The sequence below is a fragment of the Acidimicrobiia bacterium genome, from assembly GCA_040881685.1.
Classification (GTDB): domain Bacteria; phylum Actinomycetota; class Acidimicrobiia; order IMCC26256; family PALSA-555; genus SHVJ01.
Map to the genome: position 1 here is coordinate 1 of JBBECS010000020.1, position 21,208 is coordinate 21,208.

The window sequence follows — 21,208 nt, forward strand, 5'->3', positions numbered from 1 at the left end:
CCGCGCCGCAGGGTACCTGCGGCGCAGGGAGCCGGGGCCCAAGCGGCCCGGCGCTCAGCGCCGAGAGCGGGATAGTGGCGCGCGTCCTCGTCACCCGTCGGCTTCCCGACGGCGGTACCGACCCGCTGATCGCGGCCGGCCACGAGATCGTTGCCCCAGCCGACGACGTGGCGCTCACGCACGCACAGCTGTGCCTGGCGGTCACCGAGGTCGACGCCGTGGTGTGCTTGCTGACGGACCGAGTCGACGACGCGGTCATCGCTGCGGGTGCCGGTCGACTCAAGGTGATCGCTAACGTTGCGGTGGGCTACGACAACGTCGATGTTTCCGCCGCGACTGCGGCTGGCATCGCGGTGTGCAACACCCCCGGTGTGCTCGACGAGACGACGGCTGACCTCGCGTTCTTGCTCGTGCTCGCGGCGTCACGCCTCGCGTCCACGGCCGAGGCCGATCTCCGCTCCCGTCGTTGGAACGGCTGGGGAATCAACCAGTACCTCGGGCGGGACGTGCACGGCGCCACGCTCGGCGTGGTCGGCTACGGACGCATCGGCCAGGCAGTCGCGCGCCGGGCCGCCGGTTTTGGGATGCATGTGCTGCACCACACGCGCCATGACACGGGGGTCCCGGGTTGGACCGCCGACCTCGACTCGTTGTTCGCCGAGAGCGACGTCGTCACCCTGCACGTGCCCCTGAACGATGACACGCGTCATCTCATCGACGCGCGCCGGCTAGGGCTCATGAAGCCGACCGCGGTGGTCGTCAACACCGCCCGCGGTCCTATCGTCGACGAAGAGGCGCTGGCGCAGTCACTCGAAGACGGCCAGATCTTCGCGGCCGGCATCGACGTGTACGAGCGTGAGCCCGAGGTGCACCCGCGTTTGCTCGCCGCGCCGCGGACCGTCCTCCTGCCCCACGTCGGCTCGGCGTCCCAACAGACGCGCACGCGCATGGCGCAGCTCGCGTGCGAAGGCGTCGTCACGGTGCTCGCCGGTGGTACGCCCCCGAACCTCGTGACGCCCTGACTCGTGTCAGGCGATCCGTTCCAGCACGCCGTTGGCGATCTCGACGAGCTGATCGTCGGTGACCTCGGGGTCGTCGCCGCCCAGACAGAGCGCGACCACCACGGTCCGGTCGCCGTCGGCGGCGACGAGCGTGCGCCCGCAGGTGATCGCGTGCCCGTCGGCGCTGAAGCCTTCGAAGGACACCGCTTCATCACCGATGCCGGCCACATCCTCAGGCTCGGCGACCGCGCTCGTCTGCAGGTTCAACGCCCGCACGCTGTCGTAGATCACCACCTCGATCTCCGGTGTGAGCCCGTCGACCGGTTCGGGACCCGTGTAGTTGCACCCGCTCTCCTCGAGCGTCACGGTGTCGCCCAGGATCGCCGCGGCCTCCGTCTCCGGAAGCACGTCGGTGCAGTTGAACTTGCTGCTCGGGGTCACTCCGCACTCGGTCGACGAGCGGTCGAGCGCACGCTCGGCTTTGGGTGACAAGTCGGCGAGCTCGAGCACCTCGAGCTCGGCGAGGAAGTCGTTGGCGAGTGTCTCCAACGCCTGATCATCGAGGTCGACGTCGCCGGTGAGGTCGCCCACTTCGGCGGTGCTCGAGTTGACGTTGGCGTCCGCGATGGCCTCGATCTGCACATCGGTGAAGCCGGCTTCGCGCAGCAGCTCCACCCCGCGCTCGAACACGTCACGCTGTTGGCGGAACACGGGCTTGAGCACTTTCGGTGCGGTGTTCGCGAGCTGGCCACTTACCGCGGCCATCTTCGGCGCCAGCAGTCCGTAGGAGCTCGCCCGCAGTTGGTCGGCGTCGGGGATGTCGTCCTCCGGGGGCGTCGCGCTTCCTGAGTCCTCCGTTGCGTCACCGCTCTGACTGAATGCTTCGAAGAGCGCTACCTGTAGCTCCACGAGAACGGTGATCGTGTAGAACTCGCCGAACGGCTCGCAGTACGCGTCACTGAGCGGAGCACTGCGTACCGCTGCCCCGGCCGCGGCCGGCGCGAACGTAGCGAGCAGACTGAGCACGGCGGCCAGAGCAGGTGTCCGGAAGATGCGCGTGCGCATGCGGTCCCCTCGCTCCACCCAGTGCCCCGGGGGAGCCTAGATCGCGCCTGCGCTCTTCAGCCGCCGTCGATGATCGACGGATCGAGGCCGAGCAACTCGACGGTCGTGCTCCCGGCGCGCAGCGCATCGAAGAAGCTCTGCTCCTTCTGCTCGCGGGCGCGACCGGCGGCGATCACGTCTTCGAGAGTGCCAGAAGGGATCACGCTCACGCCGTCGGCGTCGCCCACGACCCAATCTCCGGTGTGCACCTCGACGTCGCCGACCGTCGCCGAGCGCCCGACCGCGCCCGGCTGTTGCTTGGTGGCGCCCGGCAAGGCGATCCCGGCCGAGAAAACCGGGAATTCGTGGCGCGCGAGCGCGGTCACGTCGCGCACGCACCCGTCGATCACCAGGCCGGTGATACCCCGGGCCTCGGCCGCGGTGGTGAGCACCTCGCCCCAGTAGCCGAGCTCGCGCTCGTCACCGACGTCGACGACCAGCACCGCACCGGTCGGTGATGACGTCACCGCGACGTGCACCGCGAGGTTGTCGCCTGGGGTGCACTGGACCGGGTACGCCGGCGCGGCGAGGCGCGCGCCCGCCCAGGCCGGTTTGATGCGCGCGCTCATCGCGTGCGCACCCGACTCGCCGATCGTCGCCGCGCCGAGCTCGAGCAGCACGCGGGCGACCTCGGTCTCGTTGGGCATGCGGCGACGTCCAGGTCCTCGGTTGGCGGAGGGAGAGGGATTTGAACCCTCGAGGAGGTATTAGCCCCCTACTCGCTTAGCAGGCGAGCACCTTCGGCCGCTCGGTCATCCCTCCAAACAAGTTCAGTGTAGGTGGAGGCGCAGTTGGCGGCTTTGCCGACCGACTGCGCAGGAGTCGAAGCCTGCTTCGACGATCCGTGGAGACGCGCAGTTGGCGGCTTTGCCGACCGACTGCGCAGGAGTCGAAGCCTGCTTCGACGATCCGTGGAGGCGGGGTACGGTCGATGTGATGGCGGAGGCGATGAACCCGGTCGAGGCGCTCGAGCGAATCGCAGAGCTTCTCCAACGCGTCCGCAACTCGCGCCAGAAGTCACAAGCGTTCCGGCGCGCCGCCGACGCGATCCGCGACCTCGACGAGGGCGACCTGCGCTCGCTCAGCGCGCGTGGGCGCCTCACCGACCTTCCAGGGATCGGCAAGAGCACCGCCGCTGTGATCACCCAAGCACTCGCGGGCGAGACGCCCGAGTACCTGCACGATCTCGGCGAGAACGAGGGCCCAGCCACTGAGCGCGCTGACGAGGTGCGCACCCACCTCCGTGGCGATCTGCACCTCCACTCCGACTGGTCCGACGGCGGTCATTCGATCGAGGCCATGACCCAGACCGCGATCGAGCTCGGCCACGACTATCTGGCGCTCACCGACCACTCGCCGTACGTGCGCGTCGCGAACGGGCTGGACGCCACGCGCCTTGCCGAACAGCTCGACGTGATCGCGGGGATCAACGAGACCGTCGCGCCATTCCGGCTCCTCGCCGGCATGGAGGTGGACATCCTCGAGACCGGCGCGCTCGACATGGAGGACGAGCTGCTCGAGCGGCTCGACGTGGTGGTGGGCAGCGTGCACTCGAAGCTGTCGATGGAGCCGCAGCCCATGACCGACCGGCTGGTGGCCGCGCTCGCCAACCCGCACGTCGACATCCTCGGGCATTGCACCGGGCGGCTGATCGTCGGGCGCGGGCGAGCGGAGTCGCGCTTTGACCACGAGCTGGTGTTCACGGCCGCGGCGCACTTCGACAAGGCAATCGAAATGAACTCGAGGCCCGAGCGCCTCGACCCGCCCATGCGCCTGATGCCCGCGCTCCTCGAGTCGGGCGCCAAGGTGTCCATCGACTCCGACGCGCACGCGACCTGGCAGCTGGAGTGGCAGCCCTACGGCTGCCACCGGGCCGCCGAAGCCGGCGTGCCGATCGACCGGATCGTGAACACCTGGGCCGTCGACGACCTGCTCGCCTGGACCGGCTCGCACTCAAGCGCCGGAAGCGCCGGAAGCGGATAGCCGAGCGCCCCGTGGCGTCGTACAACAAAGGCATGACTGCGACGACCGACTCACCCCCCGCGCCCGTCGAGCTCACCGACCTCGTGGGCGCGGCCTGCCGGCGCATCGATGCCACCGACGACCGCGTGCCCACGGTCGCCGAGCTGGCCGACGAGGTCGGGGTGTCCCCCGACGTCCTGCGCCGGGCGTTCGCCCGCGTGCTGGGCGTCACCCCCCGCCAGTACGCCGACACCCGACGCCGCGAGCGCCTGCGAGACGGATTGCGCAGCGGCGACCAGGTGTCGATCGCGCTGTTCTCCGCGGGGTACGGATCGACCAGCCGTCTCTATGAGTCTGCGCACCACCACCTCGGGATGACGCCCGCGTCGTACAAGGCGGGCGGCGCAGGTGCGACCGTCATCTACGCGATCGTCGATTCGCCGCTCGGGACATTGCTCGTCGGTGTCACCGAGCGCGGCTTGTGTGCCGTCGACCTCGCCGACGACGAGCTCGAAGCCGACGAGCGGATCCACCACGAGTTCCACGCGGCCACCCTCGTTCGCGATGACGGCGCACTGCGCGAGATCGTCGACAATGTGCTCGACCGGATCGAGGGTCGCACACCGGCGCGCGATCTCCCGCTCGACATTCGCGGCACCGCGTTCCAGCGCCGCGTGTGGGAGGAGCTGCAGCGCATCCCGCTCGGCGAGACGCGCACGTACGGCGAGGTCGCGGCGGCGATCGGATCGCCCCGCGCGGTGCGCGCCGTCGGCACCGCGTGCGGCAAGAACCCGGTCGCAATCGTGGTTCCCTGCCACCGCGTGCTTCCCGCTGCGGGCGGCGTCGGCAACTACGGCGGCGGACCCCACCGCAAGCGCGAGCTGCTCCGCCGCGAGCACGCCCTCCCCGACGAGCTCATCGAGTCCTAGACCCGAACGATCACACCTTCGTTCGGCCCGAGCTCGAATGAGCCGTCGACGTGCTCCCCATCGCGGGCGCGGTCGGTGCCGATGAGCACGGTTCCACCCACGTTCGAGACGGTCGCGCTGGCATCGCCGAAGTTGATCGCTATGAGCGTGCCTTCGCCGCGACGCCATGCCCACAGCTCTCCGTCGGCGGTGTGCATCAGGTACGCGCCCCCGCGCAGGTCGGGGAGCTCACGTCGGAGGGTGATGACATCTCGAGTGAAGTTGAGCGTTGACGTGAGATCCGCACGTTGGTCGGCCACGTTGCATGCGCGCAGATCACCGAACGGCAGCCACGGCTCGACACCGGACTCGGTGAACCCGGCACCGTCGCTCGGGTCCCACGGCATCGGCGTGCGCGCCGCGTCGCGGTTCAACACCGGCTGGTACTCGACGCTCACCGGGTCGAGCAGGCGATCGAGGGGCACATCGGTGTCGGGCAGCCCGATCTCGTCGCCGTAGTAGAGGAACATGGTCCCCCGCAGCGCGAGCAGCATGAGGAGCGCGGCTCGGGTGCGAGCTGGATCGCCCGCCGCCCAGCGCGTCGGGAACCGCGACATGTCGTGGTTGCTGCCTGTCCACACGGGGGTGCAATCGGTTCGGAGCAGCTCCTCGGTGCGCTCCGCGAGCGCGCGCAGCCGCTGGATCTCGAACGGCGACGTGAGGAACGGGATGTTGAACGCCAGCGACAGCTCGTCGCCCTTCCCGTAGTAATCGACGACCTGCTCGATCTGGCCGACGAACGTCTCGCCTACAAGCATCCGCGACTCGTCGTACGAGTCGGCGAGCAGGCGCCAATGGCGGTACACGTCGTGCACTTCAGGTCGGTTGGCGTTGTAGAGCGTGACCTGACCGCGGATCTGGTCGAGCAGGAAGTCGCTGTCCGTCGGCGGTGGATTGTCGCGCAGCTCGCGGTCCTTGATGATCATGTGGGCCACGTCGATGCGGAAGCCGGCGACACCCCGGGCGAACCAGAACTTGAAGATCTCGTCGAACTCGGCGCCAACGTCCGGGTTCCACCAGTTGAGATCAGCCTCACCGGGCAGGAAGTTGTGCAGGTACCACTGGCCGCTGCCCTCGTCGAAGGTCCAGGCCGGCCCGATGAAGCTGCTCGTCCAGTTGTTGGGTGCCGAGCCGTCAGGCTTGGGATCGCCCCAGACGTACCAGTCGCGGTACTTCGACGTGCGTGACGAACGCGCATCGACGAACCACGGGTGGGCCACGCTCGTGTGGTTCGGCACGAGGTCGAGCACGATGCGGATGCCGCGGCGCGCGGCTTCGGCGATGAGCGCGTCCATGTCGTCCATCGTCCCGAGCTCGGGGTGCACGCCGTAGTAGTCGGCGACGTCATAACCCCAGTCCTCGTTCGGTGACGGGAACGTGGGCGACAACCAGATGCACTCGACACCCAACCATTCGAGATGCTCGAGCCGCGCCGTGATCCCGGGAAGATCGCCAACCCCATCGCCGTCAGAGTCAGCAAACGACCGCGGATAGATCTGGTAACAGACGCAGTTCCGCCACCACTCATCCATCAAGCGGAGCGTACGCGCCGGACGTTGCGGCGGCCTTTGCGGAGGGAGTGGGATTTGAACCCACGGAGGCTTTCGCCTCACCCGCTTTCAAGGCGGGACCGTTCGGCCGCTCCGGCATCCCTCCGGAGATCAGGCTAGGCGGGATCGATCCGATCGAAGCCGGTCAATGCGCGCAGCGCATCGGGGATCACGAACGCGCCACCGTCCTGGTAGTGCTCGAAGAGGAACACGAGCGTCCGACCGATCGCGCACGCCGTTCCGTTGAGGGTGTGCACGAACTCGCTTCCGCTGTCGGTCTTCACCCGCGTGCCCAGACGACGGGCCGAGTACTCGCGGTAGTTCGAGCATGACGTGGCCTCGCGGTACCGACCCTCCGAAGGGAGCCAGACCTCGAGATCGAACTTCTTGGCCGCCGACGCGCCGAGATCGCCGGTGGCGATGTTCACGACCCGGTACGGGAGGCCGAGACCTCCGAAGATCGCTTCTTCGATTGCGAGCAGCTGCTCGTGCTCGGCGTCGCTCTCATCAGGGGCCACGAAGCTGAACATCTCGATCTTGTCGAACTGGTGGACGCGGAAGATGCCGGTCGTATCCTTTCCGTACGTGCCTGCCTCGCGACGGAAGCACGTCGAGATCCCCGCGTACCGCTTCGGGAGCGCGTCCGCATCAACACGCTCACCGCGGTGCAACATCGAGAGCGGCACCTCAGACGTGCCCACGAGAAACAGCTCGCCGCCGTCGACCTCGTACACCTGCGCGCGGTCGGTCGGGAAGAACCCCGCCTCGATCATCGCCTCCTCGCGCACCATCACCGGTGGCACGACCGGCGTGAAGCCAGCCGCCACCAGCCGATCGGTCACCCACCGCACGAGCGCGAGCTCGAGCACCACGGCCTTGCCCATGAGCGACGCGAAGCGCGAGCCGCTCGTCTCCACAGCGTGACGCGTCTCGACGAACCCCATCGCTTCCGCGAACGCAGCGTGGTCGAGCGGCGGAGCGGACGTCTGCTCGCCGACCTCGCGCACGACCACACCGTCGTCCTCACCGCCGTCGGGCACATCGGGATCGGCGGGGTTCGGAATGTTGAGCACGAGATCTCGCAGGCGTTGCTCGAGCGCACCGAGCCCGTCCTCCGCCTTCTTGAGTTGGTCCTTGATCCGCGAAGCCTCGGCCTTGTGCGCATCGCGCTCGTCGGCGGGCGACCTCCCGATCTCCTTGGAGATCGCCTTCTGCTGGGCGCGTAGCTCCTCCACTGCGGTCCGCTGGGCACGCGCCGCGGCGTCGAGCTCGAGCACCTGGTCGAGCAGCCCAGGTTCGACGCGCTTGCGCTCGATGCCGGCGCGGTATGCCGAGTCGTCGCGCAGGCGACGAAGATCGATCACGGTGCTCGGTTCACGCGTCGCGTACCTGCGCGCGCAAGTCGTCGAGCCAGCTACTGGCCGACTTCCACGCCTTGGTCGCCTCGCGCCGATGCTCCTCGCCCTCTTCACCCGCCACGGGATACGAGCCGAGGAACTTCACGTCGGCCTGGTTGGCGACGAGGTTGCGCAGACAGTCGGCGACCACCTCGTCCTCGATGTGGCCACGAAAGTCGATGAAGAAGCAGTACTCACCGAGACCCTGCTTCGTCGGTCGCGACTCGAGCTTGGTCAGGTTGATGGCCCGCGCCGCGAACTCCTGGAGGATCGCCAACAGCGAACCCGGCCGGTTCTCCCGTTGGAAGCACACGATGGACGTCTTGTCGTGGCCGGTGGTCGGTGGGACACCCGTGCCGACGAGGACGAAGCGCGTCTCGTTCTCAGGGTGGTCCTCGATCTCGGACGCAAGCACCTCGAGCCCGGCAATCTCCGCGCCGAACTTCGTGCCGATCGACGCGAGGTCGGACTGGTCCGCTGCCGCCACCTGACTCGCGGCTTCGGCGGTGGAGTTCGCCGCCACGAGCTCGGCGTCGGGCAGCTTGCTCGCCAACCACGCGCGGCACTGACCGAGTGGGTTGGGGTGCGACACGATCGTGCGCACGTCAGTGAGCTTTGTCCCCGGTCGCGCACACAGATGCAACGAGATCGGCAGGTCGACCTCGCGTTGGATGAGGAGATCGGTGTCGAAGGCGAGCGTGTCGAGCGTGACCGTCACCGTGCCCTCGATCGAGTTCTCGAGTGGGACGAGTCCAACATCGACGTCGCCGCTCTTCACCGCGGTGATCACCTGCGGCACCGTGCGCAACGGCACCTGCTCGCCCCCCGACAGGTCGGGCTGCGTCAGCAACGCCTCCTCCGCGAACGTGCCGTGAGGCCCCAGAAACCCGACGCGCATCGCGACGATGGTAGTGGCGACCCTGCGCAACGCCTGGCTCCGTTTCCGAGACCTAACGTCGCGTGATGCGCTTCTGGACACTCGACGAGGCAACCGCGGCGCTCCCAGAGGTGCGCGCGCTGGTTGCCCGCCTACGCGAGCTCGTGACGTCGACTCGCGCGCATGCAAGCGGCAACGGTGCGAAGGCATCGGGCAACGGACACGGACCCGCGGTGCAACCCCAGAGCACCGAGCTCCGTGAAGTGCTCGAAACCCTCACCGACCAAGGCATCGTCGTCCGCGACCCCGAGCGCGGCCTCATCGACTTCCCCGCGCAAACCGCGGACGGCCGCACCTACCTCCTGTGCTGGCTCGACGGCGAAGACGCCATCACCTGGTGGCACTGGGAGGAAGACGGCTTCGCCGGGCGCACTCCGCTCTCGGAGCCGCCGGAGTAGGAGTCAGCCGTTCGCAGCGGAGACGGCGGCGCCGACGATGCCGGCTTCGTTGAGGAGGCGCGCGGGGACGAGTTCGGCGCGGGTCTGCAGGAGCGGCAGGAACTTCTCGTGCTTCTTGCTCACGCCGCCTCCGATGACGATGAGATCGGGCCAGTGCAACGCCTCGAGATGCGCGAGGTATTCGTTGAGGCGCTTCGCCCATTGCTTCCACGAAAGCTGCTCGCGCTCGCGCACCGTCTCGGACGCGCGCCGCTCGGCTTCCTTGCCGCGGATCATGAGGTGACCGAGTTCGGTATTGGGGAGCAGCTCACCGTTCACGAACAGCGCGCTCCCGATCCCGGTGCCGAGCGTGATCATCACGACGGTGTCGGTGCGGCCGCGCCCAGCACCGAACCGCATCTCGGCGATCCCGGCCGCGTCGGCATCGTTCATGACGGTGACCGGCACATCGCCGCACGCGCGTGACAGCAAGCCCGCCGCATCGGTACCGATCCACGACCGGTCGACGTTTGCCGCGGTGCTCACCACCCCGTCCTTGACCACCGCCGGGAACGTGGCGCCGAGCGGACCCGTCCAGTCGAAATGCTGCGCGATCTCCGCGACAACGGCCGCGACCGCTTCTGGCGTCGCGGGCTGGGGTGTGAGGACCCGATGCCGCTCCGCAAGCAGCTCGCCCGTCGTCGTGTCGACCGGCGCGCCCTTGATCCCCGTGCCACCGATGTCGATGCCCAGCTTGGTCGCCATCGCAATTCCCGCTCTCGGTGCCTGCGCCACCGGGCCGCTCCACCTCACTCCGACGAACGGCGCACTGCGCCGACTCTATTGGTCACCGTCGCAAGCGACGGTTCCTCCGGGTACCTGCGGCGCGGGCGCGCGCCTCCGACTTCCATTCGCCGCCGACACCCACTGCGGATGGGCGAGGATGGCACACCACGCCATCACGGAGAAGGGCCCGCGTGTGACGATCCGGATCGACGGGACTCCTGAGTGGCAGGCTCTGCTGGCGCATGCCGAGCACGCGCGGACGTTTCGCCTGCGCGATCTGTTCGCCGGTGATGCTCAGCGGGGCGAGCGGCTGACACTGGAGCTCGACGGGCTCTATGTCGACTACTCGAAGAACCTCGTCGACGTTGAGACCGTGCGCCTCTTGCTGGCGCTGGCCGAGCAGGCGGGTCTCGCTTCCCGTCGCGACGCCATGTTCGCGGGCGAGAAGATCAACGTGACCGAGGACCGCGCCGTCTTGCACGTTGCGCTGCGCGCACCCGAGGGCCAGCGCATCGAGGTGGACGGCGACGACGTCGTTCCCGAGGTGCACCGGGTGCTTCAGGCCATGGGTGCGTTCTCGGATCGTGTGCGGTCGGGGCGATGGACCGGCCACACCGGCCAGCGTGTCCGCAATGTGGTCAACATCGGGATCGGCGGCTCCGACCTCGGGCCCGCGATGGCATACGAGGCGCTCCGCGAGTTCTCGGATCGCGACCTCTCCTTCCGCTACGTGAGCAACGTCGATGCCACGGACTTCTGGGAAGCCGTGCGCGACCTGGATCCCGCCCAAACCCTCTTCATCGTGTGCTCCAAGACGTTCGGCACGCTGGAGACGCTCACCAACGCCCGCACGGCGCGCGACTGGCTGCTCGCAGGATTGAGCGCTGACGAGTCAGCGGTGGCGAAGCACTTCGTCGCCGTGTCCACGAACGCCGACCGGGTCCGGGAGTTCGGGATCGATCCCGCCAACATGTTCGAGTTTTGGGACTGGGTCGGCGGCCGCTACTCGTTCGACTCCGCCATCGGGTTGTCGCTCATGGTTGCGATCGGTCGCGACCACTTCTCCGAGATGCTCGACGGCTTCCACACGGTCGACGAGCATTTCCGAACCGAGCCCCTCGAGCGAAATGTTCCGATTGTGCTGGGGCTGTTGGATGTCTGGTACGCGTCGTTCCTCGGCGCGCAGAGTCAGGCGGTGCTGCCGTACAGCCAGTATCTCGAGCGCTTTCCGGCGTATCTCCAGCAGCTCGAGATGGAGAGCAACGGCAAGTCAGTCACGCTCGATGGTGATCCGGTGGGTTGGGACACCGGCGCGATCGTGTGGGGCCAGCCCGGAACGAACGGCCAGCACGCGTACTACCAGCTGATCCACCAAGGCACGCGACTCATCCCCTGCGACTTCATCGGGTTCGTGCATGCGGCGCACGAGCTCGGCAACCACCAGGACCTGCTGATGGCCAACCTCTTCGCGCAGACAGAAGCACTCGCATTCGGCAAGACCCGAGAAGAGGCCGAAGCAGAGGGCGTGCCGCACGAGCAGGTGCCGCACCGCACATTCGCCGGCAACCACCCGACGACGTCGATCCTCGCTGAGCGCCTGACGCCGCGCACGCTCGGCCAGCTCGTCGCGCTCTACGAGCACCGGGTCTTCACCCAAGGCACGATCTGGCAGATCAACTCCTTCGATCAATGGGGAGTCGAGCTCGGCAAAGCACTCGCAGAGAAGATCGTCCCCGAGCTCGAAGCGCCGGACGAACCCGACCTCGCCCACGACTCCTCCACGAACGCGCTGATCCGCCGGTATCGCCGACTTTCCTCATCTGGTGGGCCGGGGTATGACGAATGAACCGAGGCGGGAGATGACCTGATGCAACTTGGGATGATCGGGCTCGGGCGGATGGGGGCCAACCTCGTGCGGCGGCTCATGCTCGATGGGCACGAGTGTGTGGCCTACGACGTGAACGCCGACGCGGTGAAGGGGCTCGCGGGCGAGGGGGCGGCGGGAGCCGAAAGCCTCGACGACTTCGTCGGCAAGCTCGCGAAGCCACGAGCGATCTGGATCATGGTCCCGGCGGCCGTCGTGGAGCCGACGCTCGAGCAGCTCGTCCCGTTGCTCGACAAGGGCGACATCGTGATCGACGGCGGCAACTCCTATTACCTCGACGACCTCCGGCGCGCGCTCGATCTCGAGGAACGAGGCATCCACTTCGTGGACGTCGGGACGAGTGGCGGCGTCTTCGGACTCGAGCGCGGCTTCTGCTTAATGATCGGCGGCGAGGGGGCCGTCGTCGCGCACCTCGACCCCATCTTCGCCACGATCGCGCCGGGCGTCGACGCAGCGCCGCGCACACCGGGCCGCACCGGCGCACCGACTCCGGCCGAGCGGGGCTACCTCCACTGCGGTCCGAACGGCGCGGGTCACTTCGTCAAGATGGTGCACAACGGCATCGAGTATGGGCTCATGGCCGCGTATGCCGAAGGGCTCAACGTGCTCGAGCACGCCAACGCCGGGAAGGCACAGCAGACGGCGGACGCCGAGACCACGCCGATGCGTCATCCCGAGTACTACCAGTACGACATCGACCTGCCGTCCGTGGCCGAGGTGTGGCGGCGCGGGAGCGTGGTCGCGTCGTGGCTGCTCGACCTCGTCGCGCACGCGCTGAATGAGTCACCCGATCTCTCCGACTTCGGCGGCCGCGTCTCGGACTCCGGTGAAGGACGCTGGACCCTCGACGCCGCGATCGACGAGGGTGTGCCCGTCCCGGTGCTCAGCGCCGCGCTGTTCGGTCGCTTCGAGTCGCGCGGCGAGGCCGAGTACGCCAACCGGCTGCTATCCGCGATGCGCAAGGAGTTCGGCGGCCATGCCGAGAAGCCGGCTACGGGGCAGAACCGATGACCAAGCCGGTTCCGTCCGACGCCATCACCTTCTTCGGGATGACCGGTGACCTCGCGCACAAGAAGATCTTCCCGGCGCTCTACAACATGGCCAAGCGCGACGAGCTGCACATCCCCGTCATCGGCGTGGCGTCTTCATCCTGGACCGTCGAGCAGCTGCGCGACCGCGCCCGTGATGGGATCGAGCAGTTCGGCGGCGGGATCGACGACGAGAAGGCGTTCGGCCACCTCGCAGAGCTCCTCGACTACGTCTCGGGCGACTACGCGGATCTCCAGACCTACAAGACGTTGCGCGAGCGCTTGCGCAACTCGCAGCGCCCAGCCTTCTACCTTGCTATCCCACCGAGCTTGTTCCCGGTCGTTGTCGAGAACCTCGGCAAGGCCGAGTGCGCGAAGAACGCACGCGTCATCGTGGAGAAGCCGTTCGGGCGCGACCTCGAATCCGCGAAGCAGCTTAACGAGGTCCTGCACTCGGTGTTCCCCGAGAAGTCGATCTTCCGCATCGACCACTACCTGGGCAAGGAGGCGATCCAGAACATCATCTACTTCCGGTTCGCCAACTCGTTCCTGGAGCCGATCTGGAACCGCAACTTCGTGCGCCAGGTGCAGATCACGATGGCCGAGGACATCGACGTGCAGGGCCGGGGCCGCTTCTACGAGGAGGTCGGCGCGCTGCGTGATGTGGTGCAGAACCACCTGCTCCAGACCGTGGCGCTGCTCGCGATGGAGCCACCCGTCGGTCCCGAGGTCGAGGACCTGCGCGACGCCAAGGAGAAGGTGTTCGGTGCGATGCGCACCCTCACGCGCGCCGACATCGTGCGCGGACAGTTCGACGGCTACCGCGACGAGGACGGTGTTGCCGACGACTCCGACGTCGAGACCTACGCGGCGGTGCGCGTGTTCATCGACTCGTGGCGGTGGGCCGGGGTTCCTTGGTACATCCGCGCCGGGAAGAACCTCCCCAACACGTGCACGGAGGTCCGGGTCGAGCTCCACCGCCCGCCGCAGCGGGTGTTCGCCGAGTACGAGGAGCTCCCCCGCGACACGAACTACTTCCGGTTCCGGCTCAACCCGCAGGTACAGCTCGCGCTCGAGGCCCGCGTGAAGGTTCCAGGCGAGAGCTTCATTGGCCAGCCCATCGAACTCGCGTTCACCGAGCACCATCCCGATGAGATGACTGCGTATGAGCGCCTGATCGGTGACGCGATCGATGGCGAGAACCTGCTGTTCGCGCGGGAAGACGGCGTCGAGGAGGCGTGGCGCGTCGTCGACGACGTCCTCGTGCAGCACGACCGCGCGTATCCGTACAAGCCGCATACCTGGGGACCGGCCCAAGCCGAGGGACTCATCAAGGACTCCGACGGTTGGCACGACCCGGTTGTATGAGGCGAGCGTCCGCGGCGCAGGTACCCTGCGCCGAAGTGAGCCGGTCACCCGAGGTGGAGTTGAGCAGCCCGGCCCGACAGGGCCGGGAGTGGGCAAGGTGAGGCGAGCGCTCGCGGTCGACCTCGACGGCACGACGTGACCATGGAGCCGCTGCCGACGCCGAGCGCGTACGCCGTTGGCCCGTACTCACCGGCGGTGCGCGCGGGCGATTGGATCGTGATCTCCGGTCAGATCGGGATCGACCCCGGCACCGGGCAAGTGGTCAGTGGCGGTGTCGAGGCCCAAGCGCGACAGGCCTTCGCGAACCTCAGAGCCATCCTCGGTGACGGCGGTTGTAGCTGGGAACACGTGGCCAAGGTCACGGTGTTCGTGGCCATGGAGAGCCCGCAGTCGATGCAGGAAGTGAACGCGATCTACAGCGAGATCGTAGGCGAACACAGGCCGGCGCGCAGCACCGTCGGCGTCGCGTGGCTCCCGATGGGCGCTGCGTTCGAGATCGAGGCCTGGGTCCACAAGCCCCTCAACCGACCGGAGGCATGACGGAATGAGCGGCTACGGCGCACGTATCGTGCGCCGTAGCGAGCGTGGCCCGAGCGGCCCGGCCCGCAGGGCCGAGAGCGAAGAAGGCAATGAGCGACGACACGCGCGAGATCACCAAGACCGACGACGAGTGGCAGGGAGAGCTCGCGCCTGAGCAGTACCAAGTGTTGCGTCGGGCCGGAACGGAGCCGGCATTCACCGGCAAGTACTGGGACTGTCATGACGACGGCGTGTATCGGTGCGCGGCATGCGGCGCCGAGCTCTTCGACGCCACGACGAAGTTCGAGTCCGGCACTGGATGGCCCAGCTTTACCGAGCCGATGGTGGCCGACGCGGTGGAGATCCGATCCGACAGCTCCCACGGCATGACCCGCACAGAGGTCGTGTGCCGGCGCTGCGGTGGCCACCTCGGGCACGTGTTCGACGACGGACCGGGGCCCAACGGGCAGCGCTATTGCATCAACTCGCTCTCGCTCGACCTCACCCCACGCGACTGACCGCGACGACTCCGGCTGTCGGGCGAGCGTCGCGACCGTCGCGCGCGTGGAGGAACTCGGCGGCCGCCGCGGGAGGCAGCGCGGGCGCGACCACGTGTCCCTGCACGAGGTCGCAGCCGAGCTCGATGAGCGCGCCCAGCTGCACGTCGTCCTCCACGCCTTCGGCGACGACCTCGAACCCGAGGGCGTGCGCGAGCTCGATGACCGAGGCGACGATCGTGGTGTCAGGGCCCTCTCGGCCGAGGTCGGCAATGAACACCTGGTCGATCTTCACGATGTCGATCGGGAAGCGTTGGAGGTACGCGAGCGACGAGTAGCCCTTGCCGAAGTCGTCGATCGCGGTACGAACACCCAGGTCACGCAGTGCCTCGAGGCGCGTGCGCGCCACCGCCGGGTCCTCGACGAGCACCGACTCGGTGATCTCGAGCGTGAGGGCCTTGGTGTCGAAGCCTGTGACGTCGAGCACGCGCTCGACGACTTCGAGCAGTCCCGGTTGGGTCAGCTGACGGCCCGAGACGTTGACCGCGAGGCGCAGGGGCTGACCGGCGTGCTCAGTCCATTGGCGCGCCTCGCGACACGCGTGCTCCAGCACGTACGCGCCGATCACGGAGATGAGTCCGGTCTCCTCCGCGAGTGGCACGAAGATCGACGGGCTCACCGGACCGGTCGTGGCGCGGTTCCAACGGGCCAGTGCCTCGAAGCCCACGACCTCGCCGGTCTCGGGGCGGACCTGAGGCTGGTAATGGACGTGCATCTCTTCACGCTCGATGGCGTGGCGCAGCGCGGTCTCGGTCTCGAAGCGATCGGTGGCCCATGCACGCATCTCGGCGTCGAAGAGCTCGTAGCGTCCCCCGCCGGCTTCCTTCGCCCGGTACATGGCAACGTCCGCGTCACGCAGCAGCGTCGCGGCCGTGTCCTCTTGCTGTACGCGAAAGGCAACTCCCACGCTCGCGGTCACGAACGCCTCGGTGCCTTCGAGATCGAAGGGCTCGTTGAACGCGTGCACGATTCGCATCGCAAGCCGCACGCCACCCCTCGGGCCATCGAGGTCCTGCGCGACGATCACGAACTCGTCTCCGCCGAGGCGGCCCACGGTGTCGAGCGATCGGCCGCAGGTTTCGAGGCGGCGAGCAGCCTCGACAAGCAGTCGGTCGCCGGCTTCGTGTCCGAGACTGTCGTTCACGATCTTCACGCGGTCGAGGTCGAGATACAGGACCGCGAGGTCGGCGCCCGACCGCTGCGTGCGCATGACCGCTTGGTTCAAGCGGTCGAACAGCAACGTTCGGTTCGGCAGTCCGGTCAGCGCGTCGTGCGTGGCCTCGCGCGCCAACGCGTGCTGCACCTCCTTGAGCTCGGTCACGTCACGGGCGATCGCCGAGCAGTACTCCAGCGTTCCGTCGTGAGCGCGATGGCCGATCACGACCAGCGACATCGTCGTCGCGAGATCCGGGCCCACGAGCGTTGCTTCGCCGCTCCAGGTCCCGTCGCGAAGCACGGTCGGCAACGCCTCCTTGCGCACTCGATCACGAGACGCGGGGTCGAAGAGCTCGAAGAACGCACGCCCGATGAGCTCCGCCTCGTCGGAGACGCCGAGATACCGGCATCCGACACGATTGAGGTGGAGGAGCTCGCCGTTCGGATCGAACACGGCCACCACATCCGTGGCCGCCTCAAGCAGGGCGGTCAGCCGCTCGCTCGACTCGCGCGCCTCAACCTCTTCCGTCACATCGTTGGCGGCGATGAACCAGCGGCCCGAGATGATGTCCTGGTCTTCGCTCTCGCGCAGCGCACGAACCTGCGCGCGGAGATAGCGGACCCGACCGTCGGGGCGGATCGAGCGAACGGTGATCGTCTTGTCGATGCCGTGCTCCCACGTTGCGATGGCGGCCTCGCGGACCAGCTCACGGTCGGACTCGTGCACGAGGAAGAAGACGGTCCCGTCGCCACCGATGCGCGACCGGCCTACGATGGTGCGCGACGCGGGGTTGGCGAAGAGCACGTGCCCGTGCGCGTCGAACTCGGCAATGGCGATCGGTGAGTGCTCCGTGACGGCAAGGAGCCGCGCGTGTTCGGCCGCGAGACGCGTCTCGCTCGTGCGACGATGCTCCTCGGTCAGCCATCTCGGTTCCGGAGATGTTGAGCGAACGCTCCATCAGGTAGCGGTCGTCGTCGGCGTCGGTGTACGCCGCGCTCACGCGTCGCAGGAACGCTCCCCACTGGTCCGCGCCCGGTGGCGCCCCGGGCGAGAGCCCGAGGCGTCGGAGCTGCTTGGCCAGCTGCCGGTGGTGCGGAGACGCGTCGTGGTCGCTCAAGCCTCAGACACCGTCGTGATCGTCATCGTTTGGTTGTGGAGGTCGCAGGAGCCCTCCGCGTGCGGCGCGATCTCGCCATAGGAGTAGAAGCCCACGAGCGAGGCCGTCGGGGCGAGCGCCTCCAGCGTCGCTTCGATCTCTTCCTCGGTCCGCTCGCCGAGCACGAGCCGGCGCCCGACACAGCTGATCGCCACCGCCAGCTGTGGACCGTCGGAGGCCGGGAGGTCGCTCATGACCGCAGCCTGCATCGCGCCGTCGACGAGGCGGTCCTTGTTGGCGCGCATGAGCTGGGCACACCACCCCTGCGGAACATCGCCTGCAAACGTCATCGACTGCGCGGCTTCGTCGACCGCGAGGATCGTGCGCACGGTGCGCCGCGTCGCATCGCGCGCTTCGCGCACGGCCAGCGGGAACAGCAATGCCGTCGCCGGCAGGCCACTTGCGCGATCGCCGAGGTACTCCTTGTAGAGCTCGAGTGCCGGTCGGCCGTCGAGCTCGAAGAGGACGTTGCCGTCCGAACGCGTGATGCGGCGCTCCGGGCCGAAGATGTCCCAGCCGCCGAACGAGCCCGCGCCAACTTGGACCGCGTCGCCGTACAGCCCGACCGCGGCAATTGCCCCCGCGACAGGTTCGTCGTTCGCGAGCACCCACGTGCGTTCGAAGCGCTCGCCGTCGCCGGCAAGCCCGCCGGTGACGATGACGTCAGGCGCGAGACCGCTGGCGCACCCGCGCACCAGCTCGCTGCCGTTCACGAGGAGCCCGTCCGACAGCACGAACACCGCGCGCAGGTCAGGGGCGCTCAACGCCGCCGCTACCCCCTGTCCCGCCGCGTACGACGCTGACGGTCCGTCGACGGCGGCGGTTGTGGCCTCGACTCGGGTCTGGTCGAACCGGGCGATGCTCACGACGAGCGTCCGGTCGGTCAGCTCGTCGCCGAGGATCTGCCCGGCTGTGGAGCAGCCCAGCAGTCGCGCGGTCGGCAGGGCAGCCCGGAGGTCTTTGATCGGGCGCGGGTCGGCCCCGATCGCGGGATCGCCGAACGCGAGCACGAGTGTTGATTCGGAGTCGAGGTGCTCCGGAATGGGCGCCGACCACCCAGCGTCCATCCCCCACGACAGCGTGTCGAGCTCCATCGCACCCTCCCCACCGCCGACCGATGACGAGGGTGACATCGGCGCCAACAGCCGTCACATTGAGGCCCATGTGCGGCGCGCGGCGCCAGCGTGAGTGGAGCGAACGGAGGCGCTCGCCCAGGGAGCGAGCGCCCGCGGGGCGAGTATCCCGCGCAGCGAACGACCGAAGAGTGTGGGCTATCGACAGAACTCCACGGGCGTAACCGACCAGGTACTCCGGGCGCGTGGCCGCTCTCGAGTTCCCAGGCTAAGCCCTGGGGTTTCCCACCGGATCGAGCTCTCGCAGTTCGACGACCGACCTTTCGCCGTCGAGCTCGGGCTCGCGGGCGAACCGCCTCGGAGGACTCGAAAAGGCAGGCGGGCCCGCCACAGGATCGTGCCGCGGGACCGTCCGAGCGGACCACCGCCCGTATTGACGATCCGCGGAGCCCTTGGCGAGGATTCCCCCGTGCCCGAGCCGCGAGCGAAGAACCTCGGCCAGCCCGACCAGACGGTCGAGTTCCCTCGGCTGGTCGTACAGCAGGTCGATCTCGGCGACATCACGGTCGGATTGCTGAAGTCCGAGCCGGGCTGGCGCTGGTACGACGACGTACGCCCGCGGGTCGGCGGCGACTGGTGCGAGGCGCGTCACGTGGGTGTGGTGCTCTCAGGGAGCTTCGGGGTGACGATGCGCGACGGGACGAAGCTCGAGTTCGGTCCCGACGACGCGTTCGAGATCCCCAGTGGGCACGACGGCTACACGATCGGCGATGAGCCGTGCGTGCAGATCGAGTGGACGGGACTCCGCGCGTTCACGGGGTTCAGCCTCATGGGAATGTCGGGCCGGACGCTCGTGACGCTCCTCTTCACCGACATCGTCGACTCGACCGCGACCGCGGCGCGGGTGGGCGACGCGGCCTGGCGCGACCTGCTCTCGACGCACTACGAGGCGACAAGAACGGTCGTCGAGCAATACCACGGTCAGGAGATCAACACCACCGGCGACGGGCTCCTGGCGCGGTTCGACGGACCGGCAGCGGCGATCCACTGTGCTGCCGCGATCCGCCACACCGCGGAGCGTGAAGGGATCGCGATCCGCGCTGGCGTGCACGTCGGCGAGGTCGAGGTGGTCGGGAAGGACGTGCGCGGCATCGCGGTGCACGAGGCCGCCCGCATCATGAGCGCGGCCGGCCCGAACGAGATCCTCGTGTCAGACACGACGCGCGCGCTCGCCCGCGGCTCGAAGCTCGAGTTCCAGCCCGCCGGTGCCCGCACGCTGAAGGGCCTGGAAGGCGAGTGGGAGCTCTTCTCCTACGTCGACGCCGACACCGCCGAGGCGCCCTGAGGCTCGCGGTCGCCGGCTGTCTGACTTCTCTGCTCGACTCATGCACTCGCGTCTTCCGTTTCGACGGGTCTTCAGGGCCGCCAGCGATGATTTCGAGCTCCGACGGCTCCCCGGACAACCTCGCGCGGGCTAGTGATGTCGTGCGTGAGCCGAGTTCCGTCGGCGAACGTGTGTGTCAGCCGTGTGTGCGTAGGTAGGTGTGTGTGTGGGCGAGGGGGGACTTGAACCCCCACATCCTTTCGGACACAGGCACCTGAAGCCTGCGCGTCTGCCAATTCCGCCACTCGCCCGGAGCCGCCGGGAGGCGGCAAGTGGAGGGATGAGGCTACCAGCGGGTCCCGAACGCGCTCCCCGGAATGCCTCGCCGTACACTCGGCGCGGTGGGAATCCAGGCTTTCGAGAAACGGCTCGAGAAGCTCGTGGAGGGAACGTTCAGCAAGGCGTTCCGCAGCGGGCTCGAACCGGTCGAGGTTGGTCGAAAGGTGACCCGCGCCCTCGACGCGGAGCGGGCGGTCGGCGTCGATGGCGTTCCGATCGCACCCAACAACATCGGCGTGTACCTCTCCCCCGACGACTTCGAGCGTTTCACCGCATTTGCCGACGCCCTGGCGCGCGAGCTGGCCGAAGCGGCCCGCGAGCACGCCCGCGACGAGGGCTACCACTTCGTCGGTCCGGTCACGGTCACGCTCGTCGCCGACGAAGACCTCCGGGCCGGTGAGTGCGACATCGCGGCCGAGGTGCACGAGGGCATGCGCGTCGGCTCGCTCGTGCTCCCCGACGGGCGCCGCTATCCCCTTGGCGAGAAGCCGGTGGTCATGGGCCGCATGTCCGACTGCGACGTGGTGCTCGCCGACCCGCGCGCATCCCGCCAGCACGCCGAGATCCAGCCCGTCGGCCACGGCTTCGTGCTCTCCGACCTCGGTTCGATGAACGGGACGGTCGTGAACGGCACCCCGGTGCGCGAGCACCAGCTGTCTGACGGCGACGAGATCCGCGTCGGGAGCACGGTCCTGCATTTCGAGGCCAGCTAGCCCGCGGC

Annotated in this window: 19 protein-coding genes and 3 tRNA genes; 11 read left to right on the top strand and 11 right to left on the bottom strand. The window is 68.2% G+C overall.

Annotation, left to right across the window (positions count from 1 at the left end):
* Positions 1-74 precede the first annotated feature (74 nt).
* Positions 75-1,022 carry a D-glycerate dehydrogenase gene (locus tag WEE69_05980; GenBank protein ID MEX1144836.1) on the top strand — a complete coding sequence of 316 codons (948 nt, stop codon included), beginning with the start codon at positions 75-77 and terminating at the stop codon, positions 1,020-1,022.
* Positions 1,023-1,028: 6 nt separating this feature from the next.
* On the opposite strand, the gene WEE69_05985 is transcribed toward WEE69_05980, so the two are convergent.
* The 3 genes from WEE69_05985 to WEE69_05995 all read right to left on the bottom strand — a co-directional run bounded on the left by WEE69_05985 (position 1,029) and on the right by WEE69_05995 (position 2,867).
* Positions 1,029-2,066, bottom strand: coding sequence for a hypothetical protein (locus tag WEE69_05985; GenBank protein MEX1144837.1), 1,038 nt, complete (start codon positions 2,064-2,066; stop codon positions 1,029-1,031).
* 56 nt (positions 2,067-2,122) lie between these two features.
* Positions 2,123-2,752, bottom strand: a complete 630-nt coding sequence (locus WEE69_05990) for an RraA family protein (protein ID MEX1144838.1) — start codon at positions 2,750-2,752, stop codon at positions 2,123-2,125.
* 23 nt (positions 2,753-2,775) lie between these two features.
* A tRNA-Ser gene (locus tag WEE69_05995) sits at positions 2,776-2,867 on the bottom strand.
* Between the two features lie 174 nt (positions 2,868-3,041).
* Between WEE69_05995 and WEE69_06000 the strand changes: the two genes are divergently transcribed.
* Together WEE69_06000 and WEE69_06005 are read left to right on the top strand one after the other, a co-directional pair.
* Positions 3,042-4,088 carry a PHP domain-containing protein gene (locus tag WEE69_06000; GenBank protein MEX1144839.1) on the top strand — a complete coding sequence of 349 codons (1,047 nt, stop codon included), beginning with the start codon at positions 3,042-3,044 and terminating at the stop codon, positions 4,086-4,088.
* Positions 4,089-4,120: 32 nt separating this feature from the next.
* Entirely contained in the window at positions 4,121-4,996 is an 876-nt protein-coding gene (locus tag WEE69_06005) for a methylated-DNA--[protein]-cysteine S-methyltransferase (protein MEX1144840.1), read from the top strand.
* Here the strand turns inward: WEE69_06005 and WEE69_06010 are convergent.
* The 4 genes from WEE69_06010 to pheA form a co-directional block, all read right to left on the bottom strand.
* Entirely contained in the window at positions 4,993-6,567 is a 1,575-nt protein-coding gene (locus WEE69_06010; GenBank protein MEX1144841.1) for an alpha-amylase family glycosyl hydrolase, read from the bottom strand. The genes WEE69_06005 and WEE69_06010 overlap by 4 nt on opposite strands.
* A gap of 39 nt (positions 6,568-6,606) precedes the next feature.
* Positions 6,607-6,691 (bottom strand) — tRNA-Ser (locus tag WEE69_06015).
* A 10-nt stretch (positions 6,692-6,701) separates the two neighbouring features.
* Positions 6,702-7,949: a serine--tRNA ligase gene (gene serS, locus WEE69_06020; GenBank protein ID MEX1144842.1), complete on the bottom strand. Its 1,248-nt coding sequence runs from the start codon at positions 7,947-7,949 to the stop codon at positions 6,702-6,704.
* 10 nt (positions 7,950-7,959) lie between these two features.
* Positions 7,960-8,880, bottom strand: a complete 921-nt coding sequence (gene pheA / locus WEE69_06025) for a prephenate dehydratase (protein MEX1144843.1) — start codon at positions 8,878-8,880, stop codon at positions 7,960-7,962.
* 65 nt (positions 8,881-8,945) lie between these two features.
* On the opposite strand from pheA, the gene WEE69_06030 reads away from it, so the two are divergent.
* Positions 8,946-9,317 carry a DUF2203 domain-containing protein gene (locus tag WEE69_06030; protein MEX1144844.1) on the top strand — a complete coding sequence of 124 codons (372 nt, stop codon included), beginning with the start codon at positions 8,946-8,948 and terminating at the stop codon, positions 9,315-9,317.
* A gap of 3 nt (positions 9,318-9,320) precedes the next feature.
* On the opposite strand, the gene WEE69_06035 is transcribed toward WEE69_06030, so the two are convergent.
* Positions 9,321-10,061, bottom strand: coding sequence for an ROK family protein (locus WEE69_06035; GenBank protein MEX1144845.1), 741 nt, complete (start codon positions 10,059-10,061; stop codon positions 9,321-9,323).
* 178 nt (positions 10,062-10,239) lie between these two features.
* Between WEE69_06035 and pgi the strand changes: the two genes are divergently transcribed.
* The 5 genes from pgi to msrB all read left to right on the top strand — a co-directional run bounded on the left by pgi (position 10,240) and on the right by msrB (position 15,400).
* Positions 10,240-11,928, top strand: coding sequence for a glucose-6-phosphate isomerase (gene pgi / locus WEE69_06040; GenBank protein ID MEX1144846.1), 1,689 nt, complete (start codon positions 10,240-10,242; stop codon positions 11,926-11,928).
* A gap of 21 nt (positions 11,929-11,949) precedes the next feature.
* Positions 11,950-12,978 carry a decarboxylating 6-phosphogluconate dehydrogenase gene (gene gnd / locus WEE69_06045; GenBank protein MEX1144847.1) on the top strand — a complete coding sequence of 343 codons (1,029 nt, stop codon included), beginning with the start codon at positions 11,950-11,952 and terminating at the stop codon, positions 12,976-12,978.
* Positions 12,975-14,363 carry a glucose-6-phosphate dehydrogenase gene (zwf, locus tag WEE69_06050; GenBank protein ID MEX1144848.1) on the top strand — a complete coding sequence of 463 codons (1,389 nt, stop codon included), beginning with the start codon at positions 12,975-12,977 and terminating at the stop codon, positions 14,361-14,363. The genes gnd and zwf overlap by 4 nt, the downstream gene beginning before the upstream one ends.
* A gap of 141 nt (positions 14,364-14,504) precedes the next feature.
* Positions 14,505-14,903, top strand: coding sequence for a Rid family detoxifying hydrolase (locus WEE69_06055; GenBank protein MEX1144849.1), 399 nt, complete (start codon positions 14,505-14,507; stop codon positions 14,901-14,903).
* An 89-nt stretch (positions 14,904-14,992) separates the two neighbouring features.
* Positions 14,993-15,400, top strand: coding sequence for a peptide-methionine (R)-S-oxide reductase MsrB (msrB, locus tag WEE69_06060; GenBank protein MEX1144850.1), 408 nt, complete (start codon positions 14,993-14,995; stop codon positions 15,398-15,400).
* Here msrB and WEE69_06065 read toward each other — a convergent pair.
* Complete coding sequence (locus tag WEE69_06065) at positions 15,384-17,516, bottom strand: EAL domain-containing protein (protein MEX1144851.1); 2,133 nt, start codon at positions 17,514-17,516, stop codon at positions 15,384-15,386. The two genes, msrB and WEE69_06065, sit on opposite strands and share 17 nt — an antisense overlap.
* A gap of 192 nt (positions 17,517-17,708) precedes the next feature.
* The gene (locus tag WEE69_06070) at positions 17,709-18,845 is read right to left on the bottom strand and encodes an FIST N-terminal domain-containing protein (protein MEX1144852.1); all 1,137 of its coding nucleotides are present in this window, start codon (positions 18,843-18,845) and stop codon (positions 17,709-17,711) included.
* Positions 18,846-19,293: 448 nt separating this feature from the next.
* Between WEE69_06070 and WEE69_06075 the strand changes: the two genes are divergently transcribed.
* Entirely contained in the window at positions 19,294-20,169 is an 876-nt protein-coding gene (locus WEE69_06075) for an adenylate/guanylate cyclase domain-containing protein (protein ID MEX1144853.1), read from the top strand.
* A 206-nt stretch (positions 20,170-20,375) separates the two neighbouring features.
* Here the strand turns inward: WEE69_06075 and WEE69_06080 are convergent.
* Positions 20,376-20,459: transfer RNA gene (locus WEE69_06080), tRNA-Leu, on the bottom strand.
* A gap of 90 nt (positions 20,460-20,549) precedes the next feature.
* Between WEE69_06080 and WEE69_06085 the strand changes: the two genes are divergently transcribed.
* A complete protein-coding gene (locus WEE69_06085; GenBank protein MEX1144854.1) occupies positions 20,550-21,200 on the top strand; it encodes a DUF3662 and FHA domain-containing protein in 651 nt (216 codons plus the stop codon).
* The last annotated feature ends 8 nt before the right edge of the window (positions 21,201-21,208 follow it).

Excerpts from the sequence above, each read along its gene's own strand:
- WEE69_05985 (MEX1144837.1), bottom strand. The coding sequence starts at position 2,066 with ATGCGCACGCGCATCTTCCGGACACCTGCTCTGGCCGCCGTGCTCAGT.
- WEE69_05990 (MEX1144838.1), bottom strand. The coding sequence starts at position 2,752 with ATGCCCAACGAGACCGAGGTCGCCCGCGTGCTGCTCGAGCTCGGCGCG.
- WEE69_06000 (MEX1144839.1), top strand. The coding sequence starts at position 3,042 with ATGGCGGAGGCGATGAACCCGGTCGAGGCGCTCGAGCGAATCGCAGAG.
- WEE69_06005 (MEX1144840.1), top strand. The coding sequence starts at position 4,121 with ATGACTGCGACGACCGACTCACCCCCCGCGCCCGTCGAGCTCACCGAC.
- WEE69_06010 (MEX1144841.1), bottom strand. The coding sequence starts at position 6,567 with ATGGATGAGTGGTGGCGGAACTGCGTCTGTTACCAGATCTATCCGCGG.
- pheA (MEX1144843.1), bottom strand. The coding sequence starts at position 8,880 with ATGCGCGTCGGGTTTCTGGGGCCTCACGGCACGTTCGCGGAGGAGGCG.
- WEE69_06030 (MEX1144844.1), top strand. The coding sequence starts at position 8,946 with ATGCGCTTCTGGACACTCGACGAGGCAACCGCGGCGCTCCCAGAGGTG.
- WEE69_06035 (MEX1144845.1), bottom strand. The coding sequence starts at position 10,061 with ATGGCGACCAAGCTGGGCATCGACATCGGTGGCACGGGGATCAAGGGC.
- pgi (MEX1144846.1), top strand. The coding sequence starts at position 10,240 with ATGGCACACCACGCCATCACGGAGAAGGGCCCGCGTGTGACGATCCGG.
- gnd (MEX1144847.1), top strand. The coding sequence starts at position 11,950 with ATGCAACTTGGGATGATCGGGCTCGGGCGGATGGGGGCCAACCTCGTG.
- zwf (MEX1144848.1), top strand. The coding sequence starts at position 12,975 with ATGACCAAGCCGGTTCCGTCCGACGCCATCACCTTCTTCGGGATGACC.
- WEE69_06055 (MEX1144849.1), top strand. The coding sequence starts at position 14,505 with ATGGAGCCGCTGCCGACGCCGAGCGCGTACGCCGTTGGCCCGTACTCA.
- msrB (MEX1144850.1), top strand. The coding sequence starts at position 14,993 with ATGAGCGACGACACGCGCGAGATCACCAAGACCGACGACGAGTGGCAG.
- WEE69_06070 (MEX1144852.1), bottom strand. The coding sequence starts at position 18,845 with ATGGAGCTCGACACGCTGTCGTGGGGGATGGACGCTGGGTGGTCGGCG.